This window comes from Veillonella parvula, from assembly GCF_032575955.1.
GTDB lineage: Bacteria > Bacillota > Negativicutes > Veillonellales > Veillonellaceae > Veillonella > Veillonella parvula_J.
The window spans coordinates 35,790-54,032 of sequence record NZ_JAWFXN010000007.1; the positions used below are offsets into that span (position 1 = coordinate 35,790).

The 18,243-nt window shown below is 40.2% G+C and carries 15 protein-coding genes and 1 riboswitch; all 15 genes read right to left on the reverse strand.

Annotated elements, in window-relative coordinates:
* Positions 1-41: 41 nt before the first annotated feature.
* The 15 genes from E7L28_RS07055 to potE all read right to left on the reverse strand — a co-directional run bounded on the left by E7L28_RS07055 (position 42) and on the right by potE (position 18,237).
* Complete coding sequence (locus E7L28_RS07055) at positions 42-1,301, reverse strand: MlaD family protein (protein WP_316691681.1); 1,260 nt, start codon at positions 1,299-1,301, stop codon at positions 42-44.
* On the reverse strand, positions 1,301-2,059 hold the full coding sequence (locus E7L28_RS07060) for an ABC transporter ATP-binding protein (protein WP_004695454.1): 759 nt from the start codon (positions 2,057-2,059) through the stop codon (positions 1,301-1,303). Before E7L28_RS07060 ends, E7L28_RS07055 begins: the two co-directional genes overlap by 1 nt.
* Positions 2,060-2,080: 21 nt before the next feature.
* The gene (locus E7L28_RS07065; RefSeq protein ID WP_004695453.1) at positions 2,081-2,842 is read right to left on the reverse strand and encodes an MlaE family ABC transporter permease; all 762 of its coding nucleotides are present in this window, start codon (positions 2,840-2,842) and stop codon (positions 2,081-2,083) included.
* A gap of 30 nt (positions 2,843-2,872) precedes the next feature.
* Positions 2,873-4,855, reverse strand: a complete 1,983-nt coding sequence (locus E7L28_RS07070) for a SpoIVB peptidase S55 domain-containing protein (RefSeq protein ID WP_316691682.1) — start codon at positions 4,853-4,855, stop codon at positions 2,873-2,875.
* Between the two features lie 12 nt (positions 4,856-4,867).
* Positions 4,868-5,152 carry a biotin/lipoyl-containing protein gene (locus E7L28_RS07075; RefSeq protein WP_004695449.1) on the reverse strand — a complete coding sequence of 95 codons (285 nt, stop codon included), beginning with the start codon at positions 5,150-5,152 and terminating at the stop codon, positions 4,868-4,870.
* Positions 5,153-5,240: 88 nt separating this feature from the next.
* Positions 5,241-6,581 (reverse strand): phosphodiester glycosidase family protein, encoded by a 1,341-nt coding sequence (locus E7L28_RS07080; protein ID WP_105087051.1) that lies wholly within the window; start codon positions 6,579-6,581, stop codon positions 5,241-5,243.
* Between the two features lie 228 nt (positions 6,582-6,809).
* Positions 6,810-8,195, reverse strand: coding sequence for a rod shape-determining protein (mreB, locus tag E7L28_RS07085; RefSeq protein WP_038125913.1), 1,386 nt, complete (start codon positions 8,193-8,195; stop codon positions 6,810-6,812).
* Positions 8,176-9,441, reverse strand: coding sequence for a UDP-N-acetylglucosamine 1-carboxyvinyltransferase (murA, locus tag E7L28_RS07090; RefSeq protein WP_004695444.1), 1,266 nt, complete (start codon positions 9,439-9,441; stop codon positions 8,176-8,178). Before murA ends, mreB begins: the two co-directional genes overlap by 20 nt.
* A 202-nt stretch (positions 9,442-9,643) precedes the next feature.
* Positions 9,644-10,606 (reverse strand): class II fructose-bisphosphatase, encoded by a 963-nt coding sequence (gene glpX / locus E7L28_RS07095; protein ID WP_004695442.1) that lies wholly within the window; start codon positions 10,604-10,606, stop codon positions 9,644-9,646.
* Between the two features lie 59 nt (positions 10,607-10,665).
* Positions 10,666-11,310 (reverse strand): fructose-6-phosphate aldolase, encoded by a 645-nt coding sequence (gene fsa, locus E7L28_RS07100; RefSeq protein WP_008715804.1) that lies wholly within the window; start codon positions 11,308-11,310, stop codon positions 10,666-10,668.
* A 13-nt stretch (positions 11,311-11,323) separates the two neighbouring features.
* On the reverse strand, positions 11,324-12,604 hold the full coding sequence (gene serS, locus E7L28_RS07105; protein ID WP_004695438.1) for a serine--tRNA ligase: 1,281 nt from the start codon (positions 12,602-12,604) through the stop codon (positions 11,324-11,326).
* A 125-nt stretch (positions 12,605-12,729) separates the two neighbouring features.
* A complete protein-coding gene (locus tag E7L28_RS07110; RefSeq protein WP_278618561.1) occupies positions 12,730-13,683 on the reverse strand; it encodes a cation diffusion facilitator family transporter in 954 nt (317 codons plus the stop codon).
* A gap of 152 nt (positions 13,684-13,835) precedes the next feature.
* A complete protein-coding gene (gene guaD / locus E7L28_RS07115) occupies positions 13,836-15,122 on the reverse strand; it encodes a guanine deaminase (RefSeq protein ID WP_021147867.1) in 1,287 nt (428 codons plus the stop codon).
* Positions 15,123-15,251: 129 nt separating this feature from the next.
* Positions 15,252-16,601 carry an NCS2 family permease gene (locus E7L28_RS07120; protein ID WP_316691683.1) on the reverse strand — a complete coding sequence of 450 codons (1,350 nt, stop codon included), beginning with the start codon at positions 16,599-16,601 and terminating at the stop codon, positions 15,252-15,254.
* 53 nt (positions 16,602-16,654) lie between these two features.
* Positions 16,655-16,753: riboswitch (purine riboswitch) on the reverse strand.
* Positions 16,754-16,917: 164 nt separating this feature from the next.
* Positions 16,918-18,237 (reverse strand): putrescine-ornithine antiporter, encoded by a 1,320-nt coding sequence (gene potE, locus E7L28_RS07125; RefSeq protein WP_021147865.1) that lies wholly within the window; start codon positions 18,235-18,237, stop codon positions 16,918-16,920.
* Positions 18,238-18,243: the final 6 nt, after the last annotated feature.

An 18,243-nucleotide genomic window follows, 5' to 3' on the forward strand; every position in this document is an offset into this window, starting at 1 on the left:
ATATGTACCTCCATACTCATATAGAGTAAATGTGTTAGTCATTAGAATACTTGTTTAATACCGAAATAGGTACCTCCATTCGTAGAACTGAACGGTCTGGTCATTTGAATAACGCCATAGGTATCTTTATGCAAACGTATATCACTACGAATACGATATTTACGATGATTAAGGTCATATAGCGCGGCTGATAAGGACACAGGACCACGGAAGTTATAATCCACCCCAAGGCCCAATTCACTTTCAAAAATACCACCACGCACTAACCATTTAGAACTAATAAATCGACCTGCATTCAGATCAAAAGTAGTATCATCACCCATATTAGAAAGGCCAATTTCAGCCATTCCTTTATTGTTAAAGGCACGTACTCTACCATTGACACGGAATTCATTATCCGTTGTGTTATACAACAAATCTACAGATGGTTCAATCTTGGTAGATGACTTTTTTTCAGTCATACCAACCTCTACACTATTTCCATTTACATCCGTTTGGTACGCCTTTCCGCCCATCAGTTTATTGATGCGAGCTGAAATCTGTGCCGTATTATGTAAAGTCTCCTTAATATTTTCTTGTGCTTTAGGATCTGTTACAGTTGATTCCATGGTACGAGCCATATTATCTACACGATCAGTAGTTTGTTTTAAATTAGTTAAAATAGCACGCATATCATTGCCTGCATTACCATCAGCATTAAACTGTTGTGCTGCTTGATTTAGCTGAGCCGTTACATCCGCCATATTTTGTGTAATAGCTACCGCATTATCAGCCATCACAGCTGTAGATTGCAAAGAATATTTAAGTGCACTTTGAGTTGCAGGATCACCAATAATACTATTAATAGACTGTAGCATCTTCTCAGTACCATCCATTAATTTTTGTGCACTCTGCATGGCCTTATCCACAGCATCAACGCCTTCACCTTTAACGGAGTCACCATCTTGTAAATATACTTTAGACTGTCCTGGTGAAATTTGAATAAATTTATCACCTAAAAAACCATCTGCCCCCAAGGAAAAGATTGAGTCACTTGGAATCTGCGTTTTTTCATCAAGTTTCATCTTAACCACAACGCCACGCGGTGTAATTTCAATATCAGAAACAGTCCCGATGGCCACGCCGGAAAATTTAACCTGATTCCCATTTTTTAGGCCATTTACTTGAGTGAAATCACCTGTAATTGTCATTTGCGGTTTAGCCCAAATATCGATACGGCCTACAAATAGTATGCCTGCAATAAATAGAACTATACCTATTATTGTAAAAGCCCCTACCTTGGCCTCCGTCGTCCACTTCATTATATATCTCCCATCGCAGATTCGTTAATCGGCTCTGCTTCACCATGAATAAATTGTTGTACCTTCTTATTTGTAGAATTCTTAAATTCTATTGTATCAGAAATTTCTACAAAATGCCCCTGATCGAGTAAAGCTATGCGGTCAGCAACATAAAATGCTGACTGCATATCATGTGTTACCACGATAGAAGTACAACCAAGCCGATTCTGCATCCCCTTAATTAGCATACTAATCGTACCTGATGTAATAGGATCTAACCCTGATGAAGGTTCATCATAAAGAATTAAACTCGGATCTAGTGCTATAGCACGAGCTAAGCTAACCCGCTTTTTCATACCACCAGATAACTCATTAGGCATATAGGACTCATATCCCTTTAAACCAACCCAATCAAGTCTTTCTGCCACAATGCGTTTGATTTCGTCATCCTTTAACTTCGTATGTTGACGCAAACCAAAAGCTACGTTCTCACCTACCGACATAGAATCAAACAAAGCTGAATATTGGAATACCATCCCCATTTTTCTTCGTACCGTATTAAATTCATCTTCAGATAATGTAGTTATATCTGTGCCATCTACGATAATCTGCCCTGATGTAGGACGTTGTAAACCTATTAATAAGCGAAGTAATGTACTTTTACCACTACCACTGCCGCCTAATATAACTAACGTCTCCCCATCATTAATAGTGAGATTAACAGAGTCTAAAATCACACGTGACTCGTAGGCAACTACAACATTGCGTAGTTCAATCATAAATCCCTCTAAAAATATCCACTAAAATAACAATGTAGATAAAAAGTAATTTAATACAAATACTAGAATAATACTAGTTACTACAGAACTAGTAGTGGAAAAACCAACAGCTTCTGCGCCCATTTTAGTTTCCATGCCCTTATAAGCACCTACCAATGCAATGACAGCACCAAACACACTAGACTTTATAAGTCCTAAGGTGAAATCTGAAATGGTAGAAAACATTTGAATAGAGTCTAAATATGTACTAGGCGCCAAACCCTTGATAACAGTGGCTACAAAGTAACCACCGGCAATACCGATAACAACACCATAAAATGCCAAAATTGGCACCATAATCATACACGCTACTACACGTGGTACCACGAGGTAACCAACAGGATCAACAGCCATAACACGTAGGGCATCAATTTGTTCTGTTACCTTCATTGTACCAATTTCAGCCGTGATAGCTGCGCCAACACGGCCGGCTAATACTACACCAACTAAGATAGGACCCAATTCACGGCCCATAGCTACAGCCATAAGGCCACCTACTGTACTTTGAGCACCATAGGTAATTAGTACATCTGTAATCTGTAAGGTCATAACGGCACCAGCAAAGAGTAGAGTTAAGCTAATAATAGGCAAGGAGTCTACCCCTAAGTGAGCCATCTGTTGAAATACATGCCACAGATTAATCATTTTTAATTGTTTTATTGTTTGCCACACTAATAATGTAGCACTACCCATCTGCGATAAGCCGTTTATGACGACTCGACCTATCGATTCTAGCCAACTCAACAGTCTATCCCTTTCCCTTACAGTTTCAACTTATTCAGCTGTATTTGTTCCACCAGCATTAGCCTCATCTTTTTTATTGGTTTCTTTCGACTCTTTTTTAGAATCCTTTTTAGACTCAGCTTTATCCGTTTTATCTTTTTTAGATTGATCTTCCAATTCTAACTTGCGTTCCATCTTAATCTGATGTTTCGCTTCTTTGACACGTTTTGCTAATTCTTTATCCCGATCAGCAGGCTTCATTACATGAATCGTAAATTGACCATCACCTTGCACAATGTACTCAGTATCAACAGCAGTCTTTTCAGGTTTCTTTTCATCATCCTTACTAGAACTCAAATCTTCTTGACCTGTTTTTTTCTTTACATCCCCTGGCATAGGTTTTGATTCCACATCTTTAAGCTTAGCCTTTTTAACAGATTGAGAGCCATCTTCATCAACTAAGCTGATACCATCTTCCAAAAATTCTACAACGATTTGATTATTTGTATCTGTCTTTTGAATTTCATCATAAAGCTCATCAAAATCTTTATGAACTTTCAAACGGCGTAAAATTTCGTCTGTTAAATTATACTTTTGTTTTTCCAATACGTATGGCAATGGAATCTCGCCACCGCCACGTACCTCTAAGGTATATTTACCAATAGCTTGATCGTCTGGAACCTTAAAGAAGATTTGTTTAATAACCTTTTCGCCGCGGAACGGTTCTAATGTTACATCTACTACAATAGTATCCCCAGGAGAAACTACAGTAGACGAAGCAGAAGCATCTATAAGCTTGGCTGTTTTCTTATCTTGCGTTACGTTTGTTTCAACCGAAATATCCGAAATTTCATAGTTGATGAATCGATTGTTCATAAGAACATCAATGACATTATAAAATTCATCAACTGCTTTTTCGCTAATGGAATCAGAGCTATAGAACATATTTGTTCGCGTTAATGGCTTATGTTCTTTCCCTTTTGGCGTAATAGTATAAGAAATTGTAGCCGTACCAGAGCCACTACGATCCAATGTTTTATTCAACATATTATATAAGGCTGTAGCTGCTAAAGTTGGTGTCATTTCACCATCTTCAATAACCTTTACAGAGCTAGTTCTATCACGTCCCATATCAAGATCTTTTAAATGGAATCGCAATGGAATACCAGGAGAAATCACGCCTGATACACCTGCAATACCGGCACCTCTATCTTCAGTAACAGAACCAATCTCTTTACCCATAGAGCCAAGCTTAAAGGCAGCATTATAGCTTTTTACAACGGTAAAGATACTTGCATTGTGCATAAAATAGTTAGAAGAACCATGTTTTAAGAATGGATGACCAAAGGCAACAACCTTTTCACCATCTACATGAGTAACAGTACCAATAGCGCCCAATTTAAGGTCACCATCAACTAGCAAAGCCGCTACCGAGCCACCAGCTTCTAAAGGTTTTGCAATTTCATCACCACTAGCACTTGCGGTGTCATATGTTTCATATTTATATTGCGGTAACTTCGATTTAAAGTATTCCATTGATGCCGCATCGAAGCCATACGCCATAAGTGGAGTACCTAAAGGAATCAATTGTGTATCATCCCAAGGTTTAGATAAGTTTTTCTCATATGGTATATTCCATAGTTTAACCATATCCTCAATAGGAGTAATCATACCTATCGTACCATCCGCAAACCCCCAGCCATAAGCAACAGCCCCAACGAGTTTACCATTTATATATACAGGGCTACCACTCATACCATGCGCAATGCCACCAGTTTGATCCATAACGGGGCCGGAAAACTTGGCTAAAATAAGATGACCAGATGGTCCCTTATCCTTCATGACACCCAGTACCTTTACATCAAAGGTGGAAATAGTATCCCCTACGATTACAGTTTTTGCAATACCTTCCATACCTGTTGTTACATCATTGACAGGCATAAAATCAATAGCCTGTGCAGTTGTAAGTGAAGTACAGAAGAAAAGCGCCAGTATCGCTTTTCTATACCGACGCCAAGAATGAGAAAACTTCATTCCTTCTCTCCTTTATTTACTTTCTACAGTGACAACGATTTGATCACGAGAAACGTCTGAACCCACTGTAACATTAACCGCCGTTACAGTACCAGTTACAGTAGATTTAGCAGCAGCCATAGGACCAGCCAATGTCTCTACAGTCACCAATGTTTGGCCTTCTGTTACAGAAGTACCAACAGAAACTGTAGAAGCAACTTTACCTGTTAATACACTTTGGTATGATACAGGGGCCGCCATTACAGAGCTAACACTTAAAATACCTAATGCAGCTAAAGCTAACACTACTCTTTTCATAACGATCCCTCCTTTTACAAAATTAGTTATGTATTTATAGTATACTAAATTATTAGTAATATTTCAAACAAAATTGTATGCAACGAATCTATTTTATGATTACTATATCCTCATAACTCATAGGTGCAGAAGATTTGTGTACATAATCATCATTGATAACTATATCAATGCTACCTTGATTTGATAATTCAGCGCCATCAACAACACCTAATTTAGACAATAACTGAGCTCCTTCTTTTTGAGTCACACCTACAGATTGAAGTTCGGATTTATCAACTGTTAGCACAACTAAATCATGTTCCTTTGTGGTTCCAATGAAACTACGACCTTTGTTATTAGATTCATCAGCTCCTACATAGCGACCGCCTTTCATCACCATAGTGCCCACTTCTAAACTAGCCCCACCGGTAGTACTAACTTGAGCAAGTTCTTCTCTATTTTGAATCGTAATAGGTGTTCCAACTTTTATTTTACGTAAAGCATTTCCAGATTCGCCATGACCAGACAATACATATTGGTTTTCCCCAATTTTAGAATTTCCCTTTTGTTTACTAATAACCTTGCCATTAGCTACAGTCACTTCATAACCATATTCATTGGTCTTTGTAGAAGGACCATAAGTTGACGTATAAAGGGTCAAGGCATTCTCTTTACGAACCGTATCAACGGAGGTGATTACAAAACTCTCATTCTTCGTTTTAGCTTGAAGTAAAGGTTTTTTCTCTTCTATAAAGTATCCTCTATTAGGCGTATATCGTAACGTACCACGATTAGAAATACGCTCTAAATCAATGGCTCCATCACTTGCCACTGAGTAAGGTCGTTCAAAACTGCCCCCTTTTACCTTTGCTCCAATGATAGCTGTATGAGCTTGAGTAACAGAAGATAATGGTTTACCTTCTGGAACATGCGCCACCACCATAGGTGAATCATTATCTACGGTCAATGCAAAGGCTTGAATTTTCCCTTCAGCTACGGTGTTATTAATTTTGCTATACGTTACAGATTTATTTACATCTTTTGTAGTCTGTTGCGCATAGCCAGAAAATAAATCCACTACTATACGCGAAGGCTTTTCTAATGCAAACTCATGATGTTGTACATCCTTATTCGCTGTTAATGTTACTCGTAAGGCCCCATTAACCGGTTGTAAGCCAATGCCTTTAAGAACTCCCGTTTTTTTATCATTTTGTGATATGGGGCCAGTTAAACCATTTGTAGTACCCCCTAAGTTCAATGTAAGAGCATGTGTTTCTTCATTATAGGATTGAGTCCAAGATACAGGCATTTCAGATACATCTAAAACAATTCGGCTTGTACCTTCATGATTAGATACGCGCACCCCTGTTAAATTACCGGCCTCAGCATGAGGAACGGTACTACCCAGTAGACCTAAAACAGCAAAAGTCATATACAGATATCGTTTCATCTTTAATTCCTCTATAGCTACAAACCATAATAATGGCCTTATATCATTACATCAATTTTACGCAATATACTTTTACTATAGTATACAGCATAAAGATGAAAAATTCAAAAAAATAAACGAAAAACGAGGTTACAGTCTAAAGATACTCCATACATAAAATAGAATAACTGTAGACCATAACCTCGTCAATTTAAGCTTACATCATCATGGTATATTATTGTAACTATATTATTGTAACTCATCTAATGTATCACGAAGCTGTGACATTTCATCTAAAGCCTTTGCAACACCTTTAATTACTGCATATCTTGGAGATTCTACAAGGTATGCCGCGATTCCAATAGAACGTGTGATAACACGGTCTAATCCATCGATGAGCGCGCCACCACCAGTAAGAATGATACCATGATCATTGATAGCGGCCACAAGTTCTGGTGGAGTTTTTTCTAGAATGGACTTAACGCCTTCCAAAACATTCATCACTTGTGCTTCTAGAGCACGTTGAATCTCTAAAGAATTCACCGCAACCATCTTTGGTAATCCAGAACTTGCATCTCGTCCTCGTACCTCAATCGTACGCTCCTTTGCACGACGATCCACAGTCCCTACAGAAATTTTAATTTTCTCTGCCGTTAGCGGACCAATAACGAGGCGCTTCTTACGGCGGATATAACGGATAATAGATTCGTTAAAAGAATCTCCACCGATGCGAAGTGATTCACTTACAACCACACCCGTATCACAAAGAACGGCAATATCCGTAGTGCCACCGCCAACATCGACAACCATCGCCCCTACGTGCTTAGCATCATTGAGACCAGTCCCCATAGCAGCAGCCAATGGCTCTTCAATAAGGACTGTCTTTTTTGCACCGGTTCTGAGTAAGGCCTCTAAAATGGCGCGTTTCTCTACAGGTGTAATGCCTGATGGCACACATACGATAATACGCGTCTTCATCAATCTAGAAGCAGGTACAACGGAGCGAATAAAGTACTTCAACATGAATTCTGTCATATCATAATCTGCAATAACGCCCGCTTGAACTGGACGGATGACGGAAATCCCTTTTGGAGTACGGCCTACCATAGAACGTGCAGCCTCACCTAAAGCAAGAATATCACCGGTTTTATCATCCCGTGCAATATACGCAGGTTCATCTAATACCAAGCCTTTACCCTTCGCAAAAATGAGGATATTTGCAGTCCCTAAATCAATTCCCAAATCGAAGTTTAAGGATCGATTCAAACGACTCATAAAATCTCCAACTTGCTCAGGTCGAACTAAACGTTTTAATGTCATGGCTGGCGTTGTTTTAGCAATCGCTACAGTCTCACGACTACGTCGTTCAGCACGGCGCATTTTTGTAACTTTAATCATGGTCTCGCGCATATTGGAGGCCAAATGATTAGCTTGCTTTGCCACGCCATTTGAAAGCTTAGTAGACTTACGTTTTGTCCTTCTCAATGGTTTACGTGTAGTACTCGCTTTCGAATTCTCAACCTTTGCAGCACCTAAGTTCTGTTGCTCGTTGTATAAAGCCGGCCCTTTAGAGCGCCGGCTTCTTTTCTTTTTATTTTGTTTTGGCTGTGTACTCTTATTCGTCAACCCGAACAATATCAGCACCTAACCTTTGCAATTTACCTACAAAATCATCATAACCTCGGTCAATATGATGTAAACGACCGACTTCTGTTCTACCTTCCGCAGTCAATGCAGCGCATACCAGCGCCGCTCCAGCACGCAGGTCAGTAGCATTCACTATAGCCCCGTGTAAGCTTGGCATACCTTCGACAATAGCTTGACGATTATCGATGTCAATATGCGCCCCCATTTTACGAAGTTCAGCAACATGCATAAAACGATTTTCAAATACAGTTTCTGTTACTGTACTAGTGCCTTCCGCAATCGTGGTAAGAGCCATGAATTGAGCTTGCATATCTGTTGGGAATCCAGGGTATGGCAAGGTTTTAATATCGACAGCTTTAATGCCTTTACCACTACTGATAACGCGAATGCCGTCGATTTCTTCCTCTACTGTTACACCAGCTTCCTTTAATTTAGCCACTACTGGTTTTAGATGTTCTGGCAATGCATTTTCTACGAATACATCACCACCTGCCATAGCAGCAGCGATTAAATATGTACCAGCTTCAATGCGATCAGGAATAACTGTATGAATAGCACCGTGTAATTGAGGTACACCTTCAATACGAATCACATTTGTACCAGCTCCGCGAATATTAGCCCCCATAGCATTTAAGAATGTAGCTAAATCAACAATTTCAGGCTCTTCTGCAGCATTTTCGATAACGGTTTTACCTTCCGCCATAGAAGCAGCCATAATTACATTCTCTGTAGCCCCCACACTTGGGAAATCCAAATAAATTTGAGTCCCTTTAAGTCCTTCCGGAGCATGAGCATATACATAATCTTCAGTAATTTCAATTTTTGCACCTAATGCTTCAAATGCTTTTAAATGAAGATCAATGGGACGTGCACCGATAGCACATCCACCAGGCATTGAGATTTTAGCCTCCCCTTTACGAGCCAAAAGTGGACCCATGACAAGAAAGGATGCACGCATTTTACGCACAAGTTCATAAGGAGCTTCCGTAGCAGTCAATGTAGAAGCATCGAAAACAATTTCACCATCTGCATTATTACGAGTGATTTTAACCCCCAAAGACTCGATAACTTGGCAAATCGTGCCTACATCTTCTAAATTTGGAATTTCAAGCAATTTACTAGGCGTTGATGCTAGCAAAGTACCGGCAATAATAGGGAGTACTGCATTTTTAGCACTACTAACACGTACACGTCCTTCCAATCGATTGCCACCTTGAATGATTAACTTTTCCAACAGAATTCCTCCTACACTTTATATCGTTCATCTTGTATAAGCTACAAGACCTTGTATTTATAACGTCATATACTAAATGTTATTATACTATTTTTCGATATATCTCATCAAGAGAATGAGAGAAAATACAAAGAAAAAAAAAGCCCTGAATATATCTCAAAAATTTGTGCCAAATTTTTGAGTATATTTCAGGGCTTTATTCTTATTTAGCTTTTAATGTTTTAAGTTTATGATCCATATGCACTGTATCAAGGAAACGAACCGTACCAGTTTTAGACCGCATCACAATAGTATGTGTACGCGCACCACCTGGGAAATATTGAATTGGATTTAATAAGTTACCACGTGTAATGGCAGTAGCCGCAAAAATAACATCATCAGTACGAACTAAATCATTTAATGTGAGCACTTGGTTTACATCGGCAATGCCCATTTCATGGCAACGACGAATTTCTTCTTCCGTTTCTGGTTTTAAGCGAGCTTGCATATCGCCGCCTACACATTTTAAGGCTGCAGCCGCTAATACACCTTCAGGTGCACCACCAGTACCTACAACCATGTGCACCCCAGAACCTTCGATACAACATTCCATAGCTGGATTAACATCACCATCAGAAATGAGCATAATACGAGCCCCTACTTCACGAGCCTCTTTCATCAAGCCTTGATGACGCTCACGATCAAGCATAACCAACGTGATTTCATCTACATTACGTTCCATTTTAGCCGCTACATTTTTGATATTTTCGGTCAAAGATTTCGTAATATCGATAGCACCTGCACCTCGAGGACCAACACAAAGTTTCTCCATGTACATATCCGGTGCATGTAACAAGCCACCTTTTTCTGCAATCGCCATAACTGCAATAGCACCATTTTGACCTTTAGCAATCAAGTTTGTCCCTTCAATAGGATCAACAGCGATATCTACTTCTGGTCCGCCAGCACCTACGTGTTCTCCGATATAAAGCATAGGAGCTTCATCAATTTCGCCTTCTCCGATAACCACAGTACCAGAAATGCGAACAGAATCAAACGCTTGACGCATAGCATCTACAGCAAGACCATCGGCTGCATCCTTTTGCCCACGGCCAAGCAAACGACCGCTACGCAAAGCTGCGGCTTCAACGACACGAGCAAATTCCAAAGATAATGTACGATCCATAATGGGCCTCCTTATAAGTCCTCTATGTATTGATATGACTCTTACCTAGAGTCTCTAACTTATTGATTAGCTTGTTTCCAATCTTCCATAAATTTTGCAAGTCCTGCATCAGTCAACGGATGTTTCATAGCTTGCATGAGTACTTTAAATGGAACAGTTGCAATATGAGCACCTGCTTTAGCACATTGAATAATATGTAGCGGAGTTCTCACACTTGCAGCAATAATTTCAGTTTCAATTTCATGAATAGCGAAAATATCTGTAATATCTTGAATCAATGTAAGACCATCCATGCTGATATCATCAATACGACCCACAAATGGACTCACATAACTTGCACCTGCACGAGCAGCTAATAAGGCTTGGTTTGCAGAAAAAATCAAAGTCACATTCGTTTTAATGCCTTCTTTGCTCAAAATAGCAACGGCTTTAAGACCTTCTGGAGTCATAGGAACTTTAATAACCACATTAGAGCCTAATTTCACAAGGTCATGTGCTTCCGCCACCATGCCTTCAGCATCAGAGGAAATAACCTCTGCGCTAACAGGTCCATCAACAAGGTTTGCAATTTCAGAAATAACTTGTTTCAAATCGCGTTTAGCTTTCACGATAAGCGATGGGTTTGTAGTTACGCCATCAATGAAACCAAAATCATAGGCCTCTTTAATCTCATCAAATTCTGCTGTATCAATAAAGAATCTCATAAAATGCCCCCTCTTATTTAGCCGGTGAAATCACTTCAACGCCACCCATGTATGGCACGAGAACTTTTGGAATTACAACGGACCCATCGGCTTGTTGATAGTTTTCCAAGATAGCAGCTACTGTACGCCCTACTGCAAGGCCAGATCCATTTAATGTATGAACAAATTCCGGTTTACCCTTAGGTCCACGACGGAATTTAATATTAGCACGACGAGCTTGGAAATCAGTCATATTAGAGCAAGAGGAAATTTCTCTATACTTGCCTTGTGCAGGCATCCACACCTCTACATCATAGGTTTTAGCAGAACCAAAGCCCATATCACCTGTGCACAGAGTGATAACACGGAACGGTAATTCTAATAAGCGCAATACTTCTTCTGCATTATCTGTTAATGTTTCTAATTCTTTGAAAGAATCTTCTGGTTTAGCTAATTTAACCATTTCAACTTTGTTAAATTGATGTTGTCGAATAAGGCCACGAGTATCACGCCCCGCGGAACCCGCTTCAGCACGGAAACATGCGGTGAATGCAGTATAGTATTTAGGCAATTCCTCTTCGCTCAAAATTTCACCACCGTGATAATTAGTCAATGTAACCTCAGCAGTTGGAATCAAGAAATATTCCGTTCCCTCTACATGGTACATATCTTCAGCAAATTTAGGCAATTGCCCAGTGCCCGTCAAAGTTTCACGTGTTACCATATATGGAGTCATCATTTCAGTATAGCCATGTTTATCTACATGAAGATCCACCATGAAGTTGATAAGAGCGCGTTCCAAACGAGCCCCTAACCCCTTATACACAGTAAAGCGAGCTCCACTCATTTTGCCTGCACGATTGAAATCAAGGATATCGAGGCTTTCACCTAAATCCCAATGAGCCTGTACATCAAAATTAAATTGACGTGGTTCGCCCCATTTGCGTTGCTCCACATTTTCATCTTCATCGGCCCCTACAGGAACAGATGCATCACACATATTTGGCAACATCAATGCCGCATCGCGCAATTTTGTTTCCACTTCGCGAATACGGTTATCAAACTCAGCAATCTCATCGCCTACTTTTTTCATTTCTGCGATTTTTTCATCAGCATTTTCTTTGTTGCGTTTTAATTTGCTAATTTCTTCTGTTACAGAATTGCGAAGCGCTTTTAATTCTTCTACTCGACCGATCAATTGACGACGTTCATCATAAGCGGATACAAAGGTTTTCAGATCGCCTTTTGTATGACGATTATCTAAATTTTGTTGCACTAAATCAATATTTTCACGGACAAATTTTAAATCTAACATACTATAAACCTCATTTTCCAACTATGTTACGCACAATATATTCAATACGTTTAAGTATACCATATATTGGTGTATTTATCATTAAATTATGTGCTATATACTAGACTTCTCACCAATATTTTATATTATTCATCCTCTTCTTCATCTAGCAAATAATCTTTTGCCATCCATTTACGCGTGCCTGTAAAAGAAATGGTCACCCATTTTTCCGTTGGGTTACCGCCGATTTCTTGGTCAATTTCATTGCGAATAGCATCAATTTCAGCAATGGTTTGATATGGAAAACTTTTAGGAACTAAAATATCAATTTCAATGATTCGAGTATTGCCATATACTTGCACGCTCGTCACATAATCTTTAAAATTATACTTTTCCATAAATCGATCCATAATTTCTTGCACTTCATTATGCAATGAAGTTGGTGCCCATCCTAATATTTGTTTCATGGATGGCACAATGATACGAAATGCAGAGGGTATCATCTGTACCGCTAAAATAATTAATACAATAGGGTCAATATAAGTAGCCCATCTAGCATATTCAGTACTTTCTAGCATAGTAGCTACAACGAAACTAATCAAGATAGCCGCTTCTAACAAAGCATCGACATACCAGCTTACATTATCAAATTTAATCAAGTTAGACTGCAAACTTTTATTAATACGACGTACATAAAGATAGTAAGCAGTATCCGCAACAGTAAAGAATATAGCATAGAAAATAGCTGGCCCGAAGTCTACGTGACGTCCACCGCTTAACAAATCCGTAATACCGCTGGATAACGCGTACAGCACGATAAGCAAAATAAAAAAACCTTCCACCGCGAGTACGAGAGGTTCAAATTGCCAATATCCGAACTGAAAGCGCTTACTCGTCTCACGAGCCACTAATTTGGCCGTCATGAGCATCATAATCTTAATAACTACATCGACAAAGGAGAATACACCATCTAATAAGACCGCACTCGACCCGGTCACAATCCCCATTATCGTACCGCTCACAGCCACCAAAGCCATAAGCCCTACGGATTGCATCAGCAGTTTCTGTTCAATGGAGCGCCTTGCCCCTAATATATCCATTGAGCACACTCCTTTCTGACTTATATACATCTTTATTATACACTAATCATCGAAGTGTATAAAATGTATTACAAAAAGTCCACCGTATACCTTATGCACGGTGGACCTTCAATAATCACTAACATATGAACTTTTATTCTATTATATGATAGCTACATAGCCATCGGAGGCTCATCTAACAATTTACCGGCTACATATCTCCCAACAATATGGCGATCATCACCTATATATAGCCACCGTTCCAGACGTTCCTCTATACTCCGTTCATTCGGATCAAACAATTCATGATCATCGATAACAAGAGCATCAAATTCATAGCCGGTTTCAAAGCTACCTACGTCACCAAAGAATTGTCCGCCTCCCTTAGTCGCCATATAGAAAGCTTCCGGTAATGTAAGCGATGCATAGCTGGCATCCACCTCGGCCCACTTCATCTTTGACAAACCCACGGCTTCGGTCAAAACCTTAGCCATACTGATGTCATGGCCTCCTGAAATGTCTGATCCCAGTGCAATGGAAATACCATGATTCAATAATTTTCGTATAGGTGCAATGCCGCTGGACAAATTCACGTTAGAATACGGACAGTGTGCCACCATCGTCTTCGTTTCATGCATCCGCTCCATTTCTTCATCGCTCAGATGAATACAATGAGCCATGACCGTCGGCACTGTACCCATCAGACGATGTTCACAGTATACATCCGTATAACTGGAGGAATCCGGATGAAGTGAATGAACCCATTCAATCTCACCATGATTTTCAGATAAATGCGATTGAATTGGCACATTATACTCCACCGCTAAATCTCCGAGACCACTCATCAGGCGGCTCGTACAGGATGGCACAAAGCGAGGGGTTACAATAGGTCGTACGAGCGGTCCAAACTGTCGAGCCTCTTCAAGCCATACTCTCGTATCATGTAAGGACTGGTCCGTATCCTCAATCAGATAATCGGGACTGTTCCGATCCATATTAACCTTGCCTACAAAAGCGGATAGGCCGGCTTCTGAAAGCAACCTCATCAATAGCAATGTGCTTTCTTTATGAATAGTGCCAAATAAAATACTGCGCGTTGTACCGTAACGCCATAATTCGTTAACAAAAGCGCTATATACCGTCTTTGCGTAGTCTAAATCCGAAAACTTCGCCTCCTCCGGAAATGTATACGTTTCAAGCCAAGGCAGCAATTCTTTATCCATGCCAAGGCCTCGATTGCAAAATTGAGGCGCATGAGCATGGGTATCGACAAATCCGGGAATAATTAAATTATCCCCGTAGTCCTCAACCGGATACGACTCAAATTCGGAGGGAATACTTTCACCACAATATGCGATACGACCGTCACGCACAATCATATAGCCGTTTGGAATCACTGCAAACTCCGCTGGTCGTGATGTATAAATAATATTACCTTTTACTATATAAACGGAATTCATCGAATAATCTCCTCTTTTCAACAATACCGCTTAACCGTAATATACGTACGTCAACTACAATGAACTATAATTGCTCGATGCTACTCTCTCAACAATAAAAACACATATAACAATCCCGACTCTCACAGCTTATATAGCAAAATGTATGATGAAAGCAATGGTCATTACATACATAACAGGATGGATTTCCTTACGACGTCCTGTAATAAGTTTCACCAATGTATAAGAGATAAAACCGAAGGATAAACCTTGCGCAATACTGAAGGTAAGCGGCATAAGAAGAATCGTTAAAAATGCAGGCAACGCTTCCGTAAAATCACCGAAGTCGATATGCGTCACTTCACTCATCATAAATACACCTACGATAACGAGTACCGGAGCTGTTGCTTGAGCAGGTACCAATAAGAATAATGGCGCAAAAAGCAGAGCGATTAAATATAATATACCCGTTACGCATGCCGTAAGACCCGTACGTCCACCATCGGCAACAGCGGCCGCACTTTCAATATAGGAAGTTACCGTAGACGTACCGATGATTGCACCGGCCGCGGCACCTATAGATGTACATAGTAATGCATGATTTAACCGTTTAAATTTACCGTCCGCATCAACGAGATTCGCTTTTCGCGTGACACCGATAAGCGTACCGATGTTATCAAACATATCTACAATTGTAATAGAGAAAATAATAGACAAAAATCCATATTTAATAGCACTCATCACATCCAATTGAGCAAATGTATCCACAGGAAATGGCGGCACCAAGTTGAAAATATCCGCACTAGTTTCAGGGACCTTTGTATAACCGAAAATCATGGCCGCAACAGTCGTGATAATCATACCCAACAACAAACCGCCCCTCACCTGCTTGGCTAAGAGCACACTGGTGATGAGCAAACCGGCCAATGTCAACAATACCGCAGGATCCTGCATATCGCCAAGTGTTACGAATGTGGCCTTATCCGCTACGATAATATGAGCATTTTTAAATCCGATAAAAGCAATAAAGAGACCTATACCGACACCAATAGATGTTTTAAGTACCTTGGGAATACCGTCGATGATAAGATTCAAAATACGCGTTATTGTCAAAACAATAAAGACAGCACCGGAAATAAATACGGCACCTAGTGCGGTCTGCCAGGTCAGTCCCATCGATCCGCATATGGTATAGGCGAAGAATGCGCTAAGTCCTAGTCCCGGAGCGACGATAACCGGAACGTTCGCTACTAAACCGATTAAAATTGTCGTAAATGCGGTCGTCAAAATAACTGCCGCAACCGTACTTTCATGAGGCATACCGGATGCAACCAGCAAATTCGGTATAACCGCTAAAATATATACGGAAGCGATGAACATAGTTATGCCCGCAAAAATCTCGGTACGCACATTCGTACCATGCTGAGACAGCTTGAAAAATTTATCAAGCCAGCACCGGTCCTGTCCGTGTCTCACACTCTCATTCGACATCGAATTCATCTTACTTACCTCCTAACTTAAAGAGAAGAAAATAAATAAAAACGACTACAAGAGCATCACAAAATAGCTCTTGTAGTCGTGAATATCGGTTCCCGCTAGAAAGCCTTGACCCATCATGTCAAGGGTATACAAGGTATAGTCTTACTATGAAATTATATATATCAATTGTATAAAATATGTACCGAACAAATATGTCTTAGTTTAAGTATAAAATTATTTTTATATACTGTCAATAATAAATAATAAATAATAAATAATAAATAATAAATAAACATCCTAACAATGCGCCTCCCTCAGGAGGCGCATCGTATAAAGACTATTTCCCGAGATTTCGTTCCAAATCAAATCGGTCCGATACAAAGCCGTACAAGGTCCAGCCCGCAAAGGTTACAATGGCACCATATGTCATTGCTTCAAGACCGGATGCATATAGCGCATATAAGCTATAAATGGAGCCAATGAAAGCGATAAAGGTTGTCCCCTTCAATTCGCCGCCACTGCGGCCCGTAGCTTTCATCAACACGATGATAGCCCCCATCGACAAGAGGTATGGAATGATATTCGTTACAACCGCTAAATTAACGAGCGTTTCAAACTGTTCACTCAAAGATGGACTGATTGTCATCAAGCTGAGGAAGGATTGAATGATTGTAATCGTTACCATACCAACTACAGGTGCATCTTTAGATGTAATCTTGCTGAATAATTTAGGGAAATATCCTTCGTCCGCAGCACCTTTAAATACATTGGCAATGGTAAACTGCCATCCGAGTAAAGATCCGAAACACGACATAACCATAAGACCCATAACGATTTTACCGGCTACACCGTTAAACATGGATGCAAAGGCCAAACCAAACGGTGCATTACTGTTAACGAGTTCATTTGCAGGAACAATACCAAAGATCATATTGGTGGATACGATATAAATAACTGCAACCCCTAATGTACCACCGAGAACTGCTTTCGGTACATTCTTTTCAGGATTATCTACGGCATCCGCATTTGCACAGGCGGACTCAAGGCCAAGAAATGCCCATAAAGTCATAGCGATGGAATTAGTTGCCGCTTCGCCGAACGGCATATTATTAACATTCCAGTTCGCCACATACATATCTGTTGAGAAATAAGCCCAACCGACTGTACTGATTACGATAACCGGTGCAATAACACCCCATACCGTAAAGCTGGATACACGTCCCGTGATGCTGGCACCACCGAAATTCAACGTCGTCGCCAACCACAATGTGACAATCGTATAAATACCGGTCAACAACGGAGTCAACGTAACATCTGCAAAGGTCGCCGCATAGCCTACGGCTGAAATAGCGATAGCAATATTGGCGATTAAAAGAGACACGCCATACGTATAATTCGCCATGAAGTTCCCCGCCTTGCCAAAGGAATATTCGGCATAACCGCCCATACCGCCGCCTTTACGACTGTACATACCGCACTTTGCAAAAGCATAGGCCAAACACATGGAACCTACAGCTGTAATCAGCCATGATACGATTGACAATGATCCTACCTGCGCCAATTTTGTAGGCAGCATGATAATACCTGAGCCCATCATATTTACAGCGGTCAAAATTGTAAGCTGCAATACGGACATCTTATTTTTGCCTGTACTCATAGTTAC

Bases quoted from the DNA above. Each gene is read 5' to 3' on its own strand.
- E7L28_RS07055 (WP_316691681.1), bottom strand. From the start codon at position 1,301: ATGAAGTGGACGACGGAGGCCAAGGTAGGGGCTTTTACAATAATAGGT.
- E7L28_RS07060 (WP_004695454.1), bottom strand. From the start codon at position 2,059: ATGATTGAACTACGCAATGTTGTAGTTGCCTACGAGTCACGTGTGATT.
- E7L28_RS07070 (WP_316691682.1), bottom strand. From the start codon at position 4,855: ATGAAGTTTTCTCATTCTTGGCGTCGGTATAGAAAAGCGATACTGGCG.
- E7L28_RS07075 (WP_004695449.1), bottom strand. From the start codon at position 5,152: ATGAAAAGAGTAGTGTTAGCTTTAGCTGCATTAGGTATTTTAAGTGTT.
- E7L28_RS07080 (WP_105087051.1), bottom strand. From the start codon at position 6,581: ATGAAACGATATCTGTATATGACTTTTGCTGTTTTAGGTCTACTGGGT.
- glpX (WP_004695442.1), bottom strand. From the start codon at position 10,606: ATGGATCGTACATTATCTTTGGAATTTGCTCGTGTCGTTGAAGCCGCA.
- fsa (WP_008715804.1), bottom strand. From the start codon at position 11,310: ATGAGATTCTTTATTGATACAGCAGAATTTGATGAGATTAAAGAGGCC.
- serS (WP_004695438.1), bottom strand. From the start codon at position 12,604: ATGTTAGATTTAAAATTTGTCCGTGAAAATATTGATTTAGTGCAACAA.
- E7L28_RS07110 (WP_278618561.1), bottom strand. From the start codon at position 13,683: ATGGATATATTAGGGGCAAGGCGCTCCATTGAACAGAAACTGCTGATG.
- guaD (WP_021147867.1), bottom strand. From the start codon at position 15,122: ATGAATTCCGTTTATATAGTAAAAGGTAATATTATTTATACATCACGA.
- E7L28_RS07120 (WP_316691683.1), bottom strand. From the start codon at position 16,601: ATGAATTCGATGTCGAATGAGAGTGTGAGACACGGACAGGACCGGTGC.
- potE (WP_021147865.1), bottom strand. From the start codon at position 18,237: ATGAGTACAGGCAAAAATAAGATGTCCGTATTGCAGCTTACAATTTTG.